At 46.4% G+C, this 14,865-nt stretch carries 6 protein-coding genes; 3 read left to right on the top strand and 3 right to left on the bottom strand.

Going from position 1 to position 14,865, the window contains the following annotated elements; translation table 11 throughout:
- Positions 1–2,682, top strand: a complete 2,682-nt coding sequence (locus ACLWBB_RS05450) for a phosphoenolpyruvate synthase (protein WP_413290563.1) — start codon at positions 1–3, stop codon at positions 2,680–2,682.
- Between the two features lie 171 nt (positions 2,683–2,853).
- Complete coding sequence (locus tag ACLWBB_RS05445) at positions 2,854–3,387, top strand: hypothetical protein (protein ID WP_413290562.1); 534 nt, start codon at positions 2,854–2,856, stop codon at positions 3,385–3,387.
- A gap of 37 nt (positions 3,388–3,424) precedes the next feature.
- On the opposite strand, the gene ACLWBB_RS05440 is transcribed toward ACLWBB_RS05445, so the two are convergent.
- Genes ACLWBB_RS05440 through ACLWBB_RS05430 form a run of 3 tightly spaced genes read right to left on the bottom strand, consistent with a single transcriptional unit; the run spans position 3,425 to position 7,548 of the window.
- Complete coding sequence (locus tag ACLWBB_RS05440) at positions 3,425–5,554, bottom strand: dehydrogenase (protein ID WP_413290561.1); 2,130 nt, start codon at positions 5,552–5,554, stop codon at positions 3,425–3,427.
- A complete protein-coding gene (locus ACLWBB_RS05435; protein ID WP_413290560.1) occupies positions 5,532–6,545 on the bottom strand; it encodes an SDR family oxidoreductase in 1,014 nt (337 codons plus the stop codon). The genes ACLWBB_RS05440 and ACLWBB_RS05435 overlap by 23 nt, the downstream gene beginning before the upstream one ends.
- 1 nt (position 6,546) lies before the next feature.
- Positions 6,547–7,548 (bottom strand): diacylglycerol/lipid kinase family protein, encoded by a 1,002-nt coding sequence (locus ACLWBB_RS05430; RefSeq protein WP_413290559.1) that lies wholly within the window; start codon positions 7,546–7,548, stop codon positions 6,547–6,549.
- 337 nt (positions 7,549–7,885) lie between these two features.
- Here ACLWBB_RS05430 and ACLWBB_RS05425 point away from each other — a divergent pair, with 337 nt between their 5' ends.
- A complete protein-coding gene (locus ACLWBB_RS05425; protein WP_413290558.1) occupies positions 7,886–14,860 on the top strand; it encodes a hypothetical protein in 6,975 nt (2,324 codons plus the stop codon).
- Positions 14,861–14,865 lie beyond the last annotated feature (5 nt).

The following is a 14,865-nucleotide window of genomic DNA, read 5'->3' as shown; positions in this document are numbered from 1 at the left end:
ATGTTAGTTACCAGAAACTCCACCCACTTTTTTGCAAAAAACGAATCCGGCGGTAAGGGCTTTAACCTTTACCTGATGACCAAAGCCGGAATCCCAGTTCCTGAATGGGTGGTGTTTGGCCGTCGCTACTTCCAAGACTTCATCAACAGCGCAGGCATTCGCCAAGATCTTTACCAATTTATCGAGAAGTACATCCACAACCATGCAAGCGCCAAAGAAACAGAGGCCGCTATCGAAGCGCTTTTTGCAAAAAGTGCGACGACGGAACTTCTTTCTCAAAGTATCAAAGAAGCGCTTAAAAACTTGGGCGCTGATAAAGTCTACTCCGTGCGCTCTTCCGCTGCGGATGAGGACGGGCTTTCTCACTCTTTTGCGGGTCAGCTTTCAAGCTACCTTTATGTCTCTGGCTACGAAGATATTCTTAAGTATATAAAAAAATGCTGGGCTTCGGCGTTTTCAGAGCGTGGCCTAGTCTATCGTAAAGAAAACAATATCGATCCCCACAAGATTTCGGTCTCGGTTGTTCTGCAAAGAATGATAGATCCTGAAAAGTCCGGCGTGATGTTCACCTGCGACCCAGTCACCGTGAAGTTAGATCAATACGTGATCTCATCAGTCTATGGTGTCGGTGAAGGCTTGGTCTCTGGCGCTTTGGATGCAGATTCCTACTGGCTTCATCAAAATACGGGCGACCTTATTAAGTCCGAGATCATCGAGAAGAAAGAGATGATGAAGAAATCGGCGTCTGGGCATTGCAGTCTAGTGCCAGTGACACCCGCTTTGGTTTTACAGCCCTCACTAAGCGATACTGAACTGCGCGGCCTACACAAGCTTGGGCAAATGATTCACGAGCAGTATCACCGGCCCCAAGATATCGAGTGGGCAATTGAAAACGGACGGTACTATATTTTGCAAACTCGTCCTGTGACGAATTTAAAGACGGATCTGGTGGGTTATCCGAACCTTTGGGATAATTCCAACATCATCGAATCGTACGGCGGCTTAACGTCCCCACTGAGTTTCAGCTTTGCGCTTCGAAACTATAAGGCCGTGTACGTTCAATTCTGCGAAGTCCTCGGCGTACCGAATGAGATCATCAAGGACATGGATTCTTATCTCAGCTATATGTTGGGATCTATTAACGGCCGTGTTTATTACAATCTCTTTAACTGGTACAAACTCGTCGGCGTCCTTCCAGGCTTTAAACAAAACCGCGAGTTCATGGAAACCATGATGGGCGTCTCTGAAGCGCTGACAGATGAAATCGCCAATCGTATCAAACCCCATCCGTCGTGGGATACGTTCTCGGGACGCATCCGCAAGATCGTAACAGGCTTTAATTTTATCAAGTATCACTTCACGATCCAAAGTGTTGTCGATGACTTCCTTAAAACTTTCCACCGCGACTATGATAAGTATCGAAAGATGCCGCTTTCAAGTATGCGCGGCGATCAGCTGATTCAAGTCTACGCGGAAGTAGAAAGAAATATGCTCGGTCGCTGGAAAGCTCCGATCATCAATGACTTCTTGTGCATGGTTCATTTTGGACTTTTGCGAAAACTCACAACAACGTGGCTTTCAAACTTAGACTCAACTATTCAAAATGATCTCTTGGCTGGTGAAGGTGGACTTGAAAGTGCTGAGCCGACCAAGGCGCTTCTGAGGCTTGCAGCAGCGGCCTCACAAAACGCGGATTTGAAAAAGCTTATTATGACGACAGATCCAAAAGATGGGCTTGAGGCCTTGAATCAGTCTCCTCATTTGGAATTCTACAATATGGTTTTGGACTACTTGGACCGTTTCGGTTTCCGATGCATGAGCGAGATGAAACTGGAAGAGATCGATCTTTTGACAGATCCTTCCTATTTATTTGTGTGTCTAAAAAACTACTTGAAGGCTGGCAAAATTGAAATTCATGACGACACTCATGAAAAGTCCCTTCGTAGCCAAGCAGAACAGAAGGTTCAAGAGCACCTTTCGGGTTTCCGCAAAAAAATGTACTTCTGGGTTCTTCGTCATGCCAGAAAGGCTGTTAAAAATCGCGAGAACACCCGCTTTGCACGAACCCGTATTTATGGAATTGCACGCAGTATTTTTCAATCGATCGGCGAAGACCTTGCAAACCTGGGGGCGCTTCAAAATGCTCGCGATATTTTCTGGCTTTCCATCGAAGAAGTCTTCGGTATTTATAATGGCACATTGCCCTCTTATAATTTGCAAGACTTCGTAAATCTTCGTAAAAATTCTTACGGCAAATTTGAAGAAGACACAGATCCACGCATAATGACCCGTGGTGCGGTTTACTGGAATAACCTTTTCGTCAAGGAAGAGGAACTAGATCTGCAACTCGGAGAAAATGAAGACTGTGATCTGAAGGGTTTGCCTTGCTGCCCTGGAATCCTTGAAGGGACGGTTAAAGTTATTCTAAATCCGAGCGATAACTTAGACCTCAACGGAGAAATTCTAGTAACGGCAAGAACAGATCCAGGATGGGTACCTCTTTATCCTGCGATCTCTGGTTTATTGGTGGAACGTGGAAGTTTGCTTTCTCACTCGGCCATTGTGGCTCGAGAGATGGGCATTCCCGCGATCGTTAGTATTCCGGGACTTACTAAAACTTTGAAAACCGGCATGCGCATCCGTATGGATGGTAAGGCTGGTACTATTAAAATTCTGGATTAAAATACGGCTTGTGACTAAGCCATGACTTAGTCATGCGCCTTCAGATAAATGTGTCGGTATTTACCGACACATTCCTCCTTTTTTCATGTTTGACTGCACTTTTCGGGAACTGCCTCGCAAAGAACTCAAACATTGATAAGCTTTTTTTTAACGAAAAAGGAGGCTTTGCCTATGAAAAAGTTAATTTTTACTACTCTCGCGCTTGTTCTTGGGTTTGGAGGATTTGGTCTTTCGGAAGCTAAGGCCGAAACAGGGGCCCCTCTCTGGGTCTGCCAAATGGGTTTTAAAGGAAACGCATCTGGCTTTAAGATTCTTTTTGGCAAATATGAATTCCACGGAACCGGCCAACTGAATTGCGTCAACATTATTGGCCAAACCGTGAGCTATCCTATCAATCTTGATATGAAGGCAAAGCCTTTGTCTCTTGGTGTGGCAATCGGCAAATACAAAATGTATGGTCAAGCTTTGGAGATTTCTCTATTCAACTGCGATCCTGACGAATTGTTAGGTAAATATATGATCGCACAAACACACGCCACAATTATCGGCGGTGTTGGTGCCTTCACTGCAGTGAAGTTAGGAAATCCTCAGTTAGCGCTGGAAGTTTCTCTTCAATTTACAAAGGGATTCGGTCTAGATCTTTCATTGAATCAACTTAGAATCAGTGAAAGAGAAGAAGACAGCGACGACGCTGAACCAAACTAGTTGCATCCACCTTGTAAGCGGGTCCGAAAGGATCCGCTTATTTTTTTAGACGTGAAAGAGCCAGACTGCGTGTGAGCTCGATTTCTTTGTCAGATACAAAACCCATATGACCTTGGATTGCTGACAACTCCACACCGTGGCGACGTGCCATTTTATAGATGTCTTTTACTTTGTTCCATTCAATGTCACGGCCCATTGTGAAAGACTCATAACGACCCTCTAAAGACAACAACGCGGTTTCTGCAAGACAGGCATAGACGGCCTTCCCAGGCAGACCCAAGTTACAATTGATTTCCGCCGGCCCCGGTAACAAAACCTCTCCGGATTCGATAATCAAAACATCAGGGCGTTTTTTAGCATCTTCTTCGTCAAAGTCCAAAGGACGAGAACAATCACAAACCACACAACCCGGCTTCAGTCTTTCAACATCAATGATCTTCTGATCAAACGCCGAGGTCGCAGTCACAAGCACATCAGCCACACCTGCAAGATCATTAGCGTCCGTCGCTGTTGTAATCTGACAATCTGGAGCAAACTTACGAATCTCTTCAGCCAACTCATCCAAACGATTTTGACGAGGAGCCACCAGACAGACTTTATTAAAGGTCAAAGCTAAAAGTTTCGCCGAGACTTTACCAATGGAACCCGTCGCACCGATCACCATCGCCATCCCGTTCACAAGACCCGTGTTGGGATCCATTTGCAGAAGACGCATTTTACGAACGACGTCTGCGAGTGCCCACAAAGTCGCGCTGGCGCTTAAGCTATTCCCAGTCGTCACTGGAATCGGAGAGTTTTTATTAATAGTAATGCCAGAGTCCCCGACCACTTTGGTGTAAGCACCGAGGCCTATGATTTTTGCTCCGCGATTTGCGGCATCATAACAAATGCGCTCGATCTTCGCGTACGTGACCTCGGGATCTTCTTCTTTCAAAACTTTTGGCGTCGAGAATAGTCCATAAATAATACCATTTACTTCTTTGCCGGTCTCTTTGCTGATTACGTGACGGATATCTCCGTACACAATCGGCGGGGCTTTTGAAATCAAACGATCAAATGGATCATTGAGCTTCTTTGGCATGTGCTTCAAAACACCCAAGCCTGGAGCTCTTAGAAGATCGTTATGAGAAAGTGCATGAATAATGAAGGCAAAATCAGGCTCGGACTTTTTCAAGATCTTGTTCTTAACCTTGTTAATGCCTTGAGAAATCTTTAACTGTGTCGAACTGTGGTGACTAACGACGTATTGGCGCGCAACTTGGCGCACGTCTGTTTTGGGCGTAATGAGCTGTTCCCACTCTTCGATCGTAAGAGGTGCTGTTTTTCCATGAGTCAAACGTAAGGTAGCATCTAACACCGAGTAATTCATGTAAGGACTAATCTTATACTCTTCAGGAAAAAGATTAATGATCGAGCGAGGTCCGTACTTCATGGCCTCTTTCTCGGCCGCAGGATGATGGGACCAAACGATCAGGTCTTTTCCGCGCACGAACTCGACAGCTGAATCAAAAAGTAACAAGAACGGATAATCGCTGCAAACATACTGCACATTTTCCACTTGCGAAGCCAAGAACGAACGGCTGGCTTTTTGTAAACCAGTTTCCGCCAGAGGCGTATTGTTACGCATATCTTTAAGATTGGCGACATTCAATGCAAGTTTCGAAAACGCCATCAAGCCAGGAACTGGAGCCTTGATCATAAAAGGCAATCCCAAAACCGAATACGCATCTCCGATATACACTTTACCGCTATAACGATGGCGCAAGAACTCTTCGAGTTCCGTGCTTAAAAGAGCGGCTGGGAAAAACACTCCTTGTTCTGGAGTGACCTTGCCATCTTCAATCATCTTAATAAGAGAATTGATATTTGAGATTTCACGCAAGCCCGTTCCATCACAAAGTGGAACTGAACTTGGTGTATTCATGATTTCTAAGTATTGACGATGGACATAGCTTTTCTCATCAAGCTTGATCACTGGCGGAAGACTGGACAATGCAAACGCATCGACGTCAGTTCTGAGGTCTTGAATCAGCTTTTTCACAAGGTCGACCGAGAAGTTCACGCCAAAACGCTGAACCTCGAACTTGTGACCGCCGAATTCGTATTCATAATAGTTGTCCCAGTGGGATCTGCCAAAACTAATCTCAGCGATTCGAAATGTACTCATCGTAACCTCGCCAGAAAGTTTTTTCGTAGTCTTCAAACTCAGGACACCAGTTTCCTAAAACGTCGATCGTGTTGGTCGAGTCATATTTAGGAAAGGTCAAAAGATAGTTTAACTCTTCTTCAGGAAACTTCACGGTCCACTTCGAAATCTTTGTCAGAACCGTTTTTGGAATACGATTCACAAAGGTCACACCCTTGTGAGGAATAAAAAGATGCTTCAAGGTCTTTAGATAAAGATCATGAATTGGCAAGCCCTCTTTCGGAGTCACATGGAAGCTCTTGTAACCCTTCGCCGAAGTGTCTTGGGACCATTTTGCGAAACCCGCAATGGCTTCTGCCGCTTTATCGACAGGAACCAAAGGCAATCGACCCATTTTTTTGCCCGGCAATGGGAAAGACGTTGGGAAGCTTTCGATAAGTTTACGCACTTTCTCTAACGCCTGAGGAGCGTGATAAGGTCCATCAATACGTTGGATAGATCCTTTTTGTGTATCCCCGATCAAAACTCCTAAACGCAGATTGATGCAAAGACGGAAGTTTTCAGCTTGGTTCATAATTATTTGTTCGCCCAATGCTTTACTTTCAGAATAAGGATCTGGAAAAGCACGGCTAAAATTCAAATCATAAGGCTTGATCATTCCAAGAGAGGAATTCACAGCCGCTGCAACCGAGCTCGCATTTACAAATACTGGAATATTCAGACTGCGAGCAATCTTCAAAGCGGTTCCTGTTGCGACCACATTTTGCTGAAAACAATCCATGTGGCTGGCGCTGAGGTCATAAAGACCCGCCAAGTGAATGAAAATATCGTATTTATTAGTTTTAAGCTTTTCGAAATCTAGGCCGCCATTCCAACGGGTCAAATCGCCGCGCAGTTCGGCCTTCGAAGAGCGCGAGATCACATCGACATCGGCAAATTCACGCAAACGTGGAACCACATACTTTCCTAAAAAGCCGGTTCCGCCTGTGAGTAAGATTTTAAGCTTTGCCATGTTAAGATCCCACGACGACTGGAAGGCCGCGGTGCAAACACTTGATGCTAAGTTCTTGAACGTCTTTAAAAAGAATTTCGCCGTCACCAAAGAAAGTTAACGGACGCGCTGGATTTTTGGTTCTTACTTTGAACTCTTCAAGCTCAAAAGATCTGAAGAAATTCGATTGCCCGACCGTTCCTTTAGTAATGTGCAGGAACGCAGAAAGATGGTCCGTGATTTTTTGAGTTTCAGATAAAAGCAAATTCACTGTACCATCCGTGTTGGACGTGTACGGAGCTGGCAAGAATGTCTTACCGATAGAAGGCTGATTGTTGACCAACACGATCGGCGCTTTTGTGCTAAAAGATTTTCCACCTGGAAGTTCAAATTCCAATTCCCAGCCCTTTTGCTCCCAAGTTCTGAGAGCCTCTGCCACCATCATTGAATAAACACCAGGTCCGATTTTTTTTACGATCTTATAGGTGTTAGCCGCAAGGACCTTAAACAGACCTGCTGTCTTCGGGCAGACAGAAACTTTTTGTAATCCTGAGCGCACTTGGTTTGCAAGATCCGCTGTCAGAGCAGGAATGCCGACACCACCATTGGTAAGCATGTAGACTTTTTTATCGCCATCGGAAATTTGGATGATATCAATATTTTTAACTTGGCCTTCTAGAATATTTCGGACCGCTTGATCCACTCGGCGAGCCACGCCAATTTCGTGAGCCAGGTCATTTGCGGTTCCCGAGCGCACCACCGCGATCGGCGGCAATTTGCTGAGGTCCCCGTCACTTCCCATAAGGGATTGCAGGCAGGTATTGATAGTTCCATCGCCACCGCAGATCAGGAAAAAGTCCGTTTTCTCGGCCAATTCTTGACGAAGGAATTGGTCCATTTCTTCGAGAGTCTGAGAATTTGCAAATACCAAATCACAGCGGAAAAGAGCGGTGCGCACCTTTTCCTCGATCAGCTTTGGATTTACAGAACCCGCTTTGGGGTTAATAACCACCGACACTCGCACGACTTTCCTCCGAACGTCCTGGATTTATCAAGCCTTCCACAACAATAGCAAGTGATATACCACGACCAAAAGCGTCCCATTTAGAGAAAGCGACCTTCATCCCGTCCAGTCTTTAGACAGGTGCCGGAAAGGGGGCTAAAGCAATATTTGCTGTTCGAAGGTCATTTTGGCGCAGTTTCGCTCCCATTGAGCCCTATGTTCGGGCGGAAATATGAGCCTAAAATGCTGGGGACTATATCACTCTGAGAATCGGCCTAAAAAGCGCTCTTATTTCAACGAGTTTCGTTAAACAAAATGTGGAAAAAATCCGAGAAGAATATCAAGCGGAGTACGTTTAATGAACCTCATACAGTTGATGTTTTTGTTCCCAATTGTATTTTTGTTGAGCTTTCAAGAAGCTTCTGCTGCGCCATTTTCTTTTAACGTCGACGGTGTCATCACAGATGCTAGCGGCAATCCCCTTGAAGCAAATCCAGTTACGTTCCAAATTGACGTAAAAAACTCTGCCGAAACTTGTATCTTGTATCGTGAGACGTTCTCTGTCGACATGACAGGATCTAACGGTTATTTTTCAATCGTTCTTGGTAAACAAACGAATGCCATTGCCGGCGGCTCTACTCTCGAGAAAGTCTTCTCGAACCAAGGCGCCAATATCCCTGGATTAAGCTGTACTTACACTCCAGGTGCAACTTCAGACACTCGTAAAATCGTCATTTCTTTTAACGATGGTTCAACTTCACAGACTTTCTCTACCCAAGAAGTTCAATCCGTTCCATTCGCTTTAGAGTCGGTCCAGTCTTCAAAAGTTGGCGACTATGCTTCTAGCGATCTTTTGAAAGCAGCGACTTCTGTTAGCAAAACGACATATCCAAACAGCGCTTTGAATCAGGCTCAGTACGACGAGTTCTGGAGATTGATTACAAATCCGATGGCGGCTTACTTGCCGACAACAGGTGATGTCACCATCGTGAGCGGCAATAACAAAGTGACCACGATCATGGGGCAAGCACTTCCTGCAGGCCCTGCTACAAATGGTCAGGTTTTGGTTTCTAACGGTACCAGCTGGACACTGCAATCTATGAGTTCTGGCTCTGTGACAAGTGTTGGTGGTACTTCTCCTATCAATATTGGTGGTACTGCTTCTGCTCCGACAGTCAGTATTCAACAGGCAAATACAACCCAAGGTGGTTATTTATCATCCACTGATTGGAATACATTTAATGCCAAACAATCTAGCGCCCTTGCAAATGGCAGCGTGTGGATTGGTAATGGTTCAGGCGTTGCTGAAGCTCACGGCATCAGCGGTGATGCTACACTTTCTAACTCGGGTGTTTTGGTTCTGGCTTCGACAATTACTGCTGGTGGCCCGGTAGGAACTTCAGCTTATGTGCCTGTGATTACTTACGATGCTAAAGGTCGTTTAACGGCAGTCACTTCAGCCGCAGTTAACGATACTTCGAAGTTACCTTTAAGTGGCGGCACAATGGGTGGCGTCCTTAATATGGGTGGCAACGATATTACTGCTACAGGTAATATCACTATGGGAAGCAATAAATACTTCACTCTTTCGAATAATGGCACGGATGGAACTGCTGCTGGTCAGATGTGGTATAACGCCGGCGTCATTAAATACTATGACGGTTCGACAGTGAAAACACTGAGTGCTGGTTCTGGAATTTCAAGCCTCAATGGTTTATCAACGGCAACACAAAACTTCGCGCTTGATAGTGCTGGAGCTGATGCGGCTATCAACTCTGCGGGTTCAACACATACATTAAGTTTACCAAGTTCTTCAGCTACTAACCGCGGTCTTTTGACTAATACAGACTGGGCAGCATTCAATGCAAAACAATCAAATGCTCTTGCAAACAGCAGCATCTGGATTGGTAACGCTTCCGGTGGCGCACAAGCTCATTTGATGACTGGTGACGCGACAATCTCTAACACGGGCAATATTACTGTTGATAAAACTCAAACTGCAGTTGCTAGTAAAATCTTGCAACTCGATGCGGGCTCTGTCGCAACTACTAAAGGTGTGAATATCAATGGCACAACGAGCGGCACAGTAGGAATTCGTACTCAAGCTGCTGCTGGCGCTTACACTCTGACATTACCTGCGGACGATGGTAGCACGAATCAATTCCTACAAACAGACGGTTCAGGTAATTTAACCTGGGCTGCACAATCCTCTGCCCTACCGAGCTTAACTGCTACTAATATTTGGGTCGGTAATGCTTCTGGTGGACCAGAAGCTCGTGTTCTAGGTGGCGACATCGCTTCTGTTTCTAACACAGGTTCTGTGACTGTAAATAAAACTACTACTGGTACTGCGAATACGATCTTGTCTTTGGATGGCAATAGCGTTGGTAATATGAGAGGTTTGGAAGTCCAAACAGGTACCGGCAAAGCAACCATCCAAACTTCAGGTGCATTCACTGACTATATTTTAACTTTGCCTGCTGATAACGGAAATACGGATCAAGTTCTAAAAACTGATGGCAATGGCATTCTTTCTTGGGCAACAGTACTGACTGCTGTCACAAATACTGCGGGCCTTGCTAACGGAAAAATCTGGATCGGTGACGGCAGTGGTAAGGCTCAGGAATTTGCTCTCTCTGGTGACGCTACTATGAGCAATACTGGTGCATTGACTCTGGCCTCGACGATCACTGCTGGTGGCCCAGTAGGAACTGCGGGCTACGTACCAGTTATTACTTACGATGCTAAAGGCCGTTTGACGGCTGTAACTTCTGCAGCTGTGAACGATGCATCGAAGTTGCCACTTGCTGGTGGTACAATGTCGGGCGATATCCTGATGGGTGGAAATAAGATCACCGGCATGACCAACGTGCCAAATGTCGCAGCTAATCCTGCCATTGGTCAAAACGGTCAGTCACTTCGTTGGAATAATGGCACATCTTCGTGGGAGTGGTTCACCGCTTCTGCTGCTGGCGCCGGTATTACTTCATTAAATAGCCAATCTGGTAACTCGCAGTCTTTCGGCGCCATTGATCTTGGAACAAGCGTCACCGCTCCGGCTTGGAGTTCAGCATCTGACGTTCACACTCTTAAAATCCCGATGGCTTCTGATACAGGTGTTACAGCCGGTCTTTTAAGTAAGACCGATCATACAAGCTTCTCTAATAAACTCACAAGTCCTCTGACAACCAAGGGTGATTTGCTTTCACGTGATGCTTCAAATCATGTTCGCTTGCCTGTAGGGTCAGATGGTCAAGTTCTAAGTGCTGATTCATCCCAAGCCTCGGGACTTAAATGGGTCGCCGCTGCCACTGGCACCGTAACTAGTATTGCTACTAACAATGGTCTTACTGGCGGAACTATCACTGGCTCTGGCACAATCGGCCTTGCTAATATCACTAACAACACAGTTCTTGCCAACACCTCTGGAGCTAACGGCATTCCGGTCGCAACAACAGTTCCAACCCTTCTTGATATTGTCGGCAATACTCAAGGTAATATCCTCTATAGAAATGGCTCTACTTGGACAGCTCTTCCGGCAGGCACTGCGGGATACGTTCTGCAAACTGGTGGCGCAGGTGCCAACCCTTCTTGGGCTGCCATTCCTGCGGCTACTATTACTAATACCTCTGCACTTGGTGATGGTAAACTCTGGGTTGGAAACTCTAGTGGCAAGGCCCAAGAGGTTTCAATCACTGGTGATGCGACGATGAGCAACACTGGCGCACTCACTCTTGCTTCGACAATTACCGCTGGTGGCCCAGTTGGAACTTCTGGTTATGTACCAGTCATCACTTACGATGCTAAAGGTCGTTTAACAGCTGTTACTTCTGCAGCAGTGAATGATGCCAGCAAATTACCACTTGCTGGCGGTAACCTCTCCGGTACCGTGCAAATGAATGCTCAAAATGAACTTCGTTTTGCAGATTCAGATTCATCAAACTACGTCGGATTCAGAGCTCCAACGACAATATCAACAAACGTTACTTGGACATTGCCAAACAGTATAGGTGGCACTGGACAAGTACTGACTCACACTGGCAGCGGAGTGCTGAACTGGACAACACCAGCGGCGTCATTGCCAAGTCTGACTGGCAGCCAAATCTGGGTTGGTAATTCATCTAACGGTCCAGAAGCTCGTGTCTTAGGTGGTGATATCGCTTCTGTTTCTGACACTGGCTCTGTCACCGTTGTTAAAACAACGACTGCAGAGATCAACAAGATCTTGGCATTAAATGGTTCTGGCGTTGGTACTATGAAGGGTCTTGAGGTTCAAACAGGAACTGGCAAAGCGACGATCCAAACTTCAGGTGCTTTCACAGACTATATACTTACTTTGCCTGCTGATAACGGAAATACGGATCAAGTTTTAAAAACTGATGGCAATGGCATTCTGTCTTGGGCAACTGTTTTAACTGGAGTTTCCAACACCGCACCTTTGACTAACAGTACAATCTGGGTTGGTAACAGTTCAGGCAAAGCTGTTGAAGTGTCTATAAACGGTGATGCGACTATGAGCAACTCTGGCCAATTAACACTTGCCTCGACAATCACTGCTGGCGGTCCGGTTGGAACTTCAGCTTATGTGCCTGTGATTACTTACGATGCTAAAGGTCGTTTAACTGCAGTTACTTCAGCTGCAGTAAATGATACTTCGAAGTTACCTTTAAGTGGCGGCACAATGGGTGGCGTCCTAAATATGGGTAACAACAATATTACTGCTGCTGGTAATATCGCCATGGGAACTAATAAGTACTTTACTCTTTCCAATAATAGCACCGACGGTACAGCTGCTGGTCAGATGTGGTTTGATGGCACAAACATTAAATTCTATGACGGTGGCGCTGTCAGAACTCTTGGCGTTGCAGGTGCAGGTATCACAAGCTTCAATGGTTCTTCAGCAACTAGCCAGTCTTTGATGGCTCCTGGAACTACTGGCACAGCTCCAAACTGGGCAACCAATACGGGTTCTGGTCAGCATACTTTACATATCCCAATGGCATCAGCTTCAGGTTCTGTGACTGCGGGTCTAATCAGTAACTCTGAATACGCGACACTCGTTGCAAAACAATCAAACTCTTTGGCTGACTCAAGAATTTGGGTTGGTAACTCAGCCGGCGGCGCTCAAGCTCAATTGATGGCTGGGGATGCGACTATCTCTAATACTGGCAATATTACTGTTGATAAAACTCAAACAGCTGTTGCTAGCAAAATCTTGCAACTCGATGCAAGCTCCGTGGCCGTTACAAAAGGTGTTAACTTCAATGGTAGTACGAGCGGCACCGTGGGAATTCGCGCGCTCGCTGCTGCTGGCGCCTACACTCTGACACTTCCGAACACTGCAGGTACTGCAGGCCAATTCTTGCAAACAACAGGCGGCGGCACACTTGCTTGGACTTCAGCACTGACTTCAGTAAATACTAAAGCGCCTTTAGCGTCTGGAAAAATCTGGGTAGGTAATGCATCTGGCGTCGCGATGGAAGTCGACACAACCGGAGATGCCACTATCTATAGTAACGGTGTTATCACTCTGAATTCTAGCATCACAACGGATATTAATTCTCGCCTACCAAAAGCCGGTGGTTCAATGACTGGCGCGATCGCGATGGGTGGCAATGATATTACGGCTGCTGGTAACATCTCGATGAACAACAATAAGTATCTGGGCCTTCCTGCCACTAGCACTGCCGGCACTGTGGCTGGTCAAATGTGGTATGAATCCGGAACCGGTATGATTAAATACTACGACGGAACAGTTACACGCACTCTTGGCATTAGCGGTGCTAGTATTTCTTCTCTTGGTGGCCAAACTGGCGTTTCTCAAGGCTTCGCCTATAACAGTAGCGGCAACTCCCCTGCTTGGAGCTCGGCTTCTGATACTCACACGTTCAGCATTCCAATGGCGAATGCTGGTGGCTCTGTCACTGCAGGTTTGATTAGCAACGCGGACTACGTGACATTCAATGCGAAGCAGAGCACAGCTTTGCCTAGTGGACAAATCTGGGTAGGTAATGCCTCTGGCATTGCTCAAGCTCGTGGGATGACTGGTGATGCTACTATTTCAAACTCTGGTGTGTTAACTCTGAGCCCTTCCGTTACAAATAGCATCAATGCGAAATTGCCTCTTGCCGGTGGCTCAATGTCCGGCGCAATCTTTATGGGTAACAACAGCATCTATGATGTGAACAGCATGACGATCATCGGTGGTGCGTCTGCTATAGGTCCCACTACTGGTGCCTTGGTTGTTACCGGCGGTATCGGCTCTAGTGGCAGTATCCACACAGGTATGGGCGTCTTTGCATCGTCGACAATTTTTTCAAATACAGAGATGCGAGCACCGATTTTCTACGGTAGCAATGCAGCTTCCGGCACAATAACTTTAGATTCGACATCTCATGCCACTAAAGGGAATATCATAGTAGGCCCTGGTGCTGGCACAGTCACAATGGGCACGAGTACTCCAGAGCTTTCGTTCACTCTCGGCAGTGGCGGCGCTTCTCCTCTCAATGATGGTTCATTCTTAGCAAAAGGACCTGATGCTCCAGGCACGGGTCGCGATATCGCAACCACTGGTACTGGTGTTCGCATGATTTGGTCCACCAAAAAAGCTGCCTTCCGCGCAGGTAACGTCAACGGTACACAGTGGGATAACGTTAATATTGGTACTGGCTCCATGGGTTTAGGATACAACACGCAAGCCTCGGGATCTTCTTCCGTCGCGATGGGATATGCGACCAGTGCATTTTCAATTTATTCGACAGCTATGGGGGCTAATACTCTTGCTAACGGAACTGGCTCAACGGCCATGGGTAGTGCGACCACAGCAACTGGAAATTATTCTACTTCGATGGGAAATAACACGACATCTAATGCGATGGCGCAAACGACTATTGGTCAATTCAACATTATCACTGGATCTGAATCGGCCAGCACTTGGGTTGGCTCGGATCCGTTATTTGTAGTTGGTAATGGTACGAGTGCCGGCGCAAAATCAAATGCTATGACGGTATTAAAACGTGGTGATGTTCTTATCGGAGGTCACATCGGCAGCACATCCAGCACAGGCGTCACGGTGACCGGTTGCGGAACTGGGGCTACCGTTGCCGGTACCGACACAAGAGGAAAAGTCTCCGTCGGAACCGGTTCGAACCTCATTTGCCAAGTAGTTTTTGCAAACCCATACAACACACCACCGGTATGCGTGGTTTCGTGGGCATCCGGCGCGATCACAACGGCGATAGGCACCGGTACTATTACCACTACAACTCTCAACGTTAACTTCGGAGCCGGCGGCGTTACGAGCGTTAATTTTAACTATATTTGTATGGAGTAATATCG

The organism is Bdellovibrio sp. HCB337 (genome assembly GCF_047302465.1).
GTDB lineage: Bacteria > Bdellovibrionota > Bdellovibrionia > Bdellovibrionales > Bdellovibrionaceae > JACMRP01.
The sequence above is the reverse complement of the archived record's forward strand: the minus strand, read 5'-3'. Positions and strand labels throughout refer to the sequence as shown.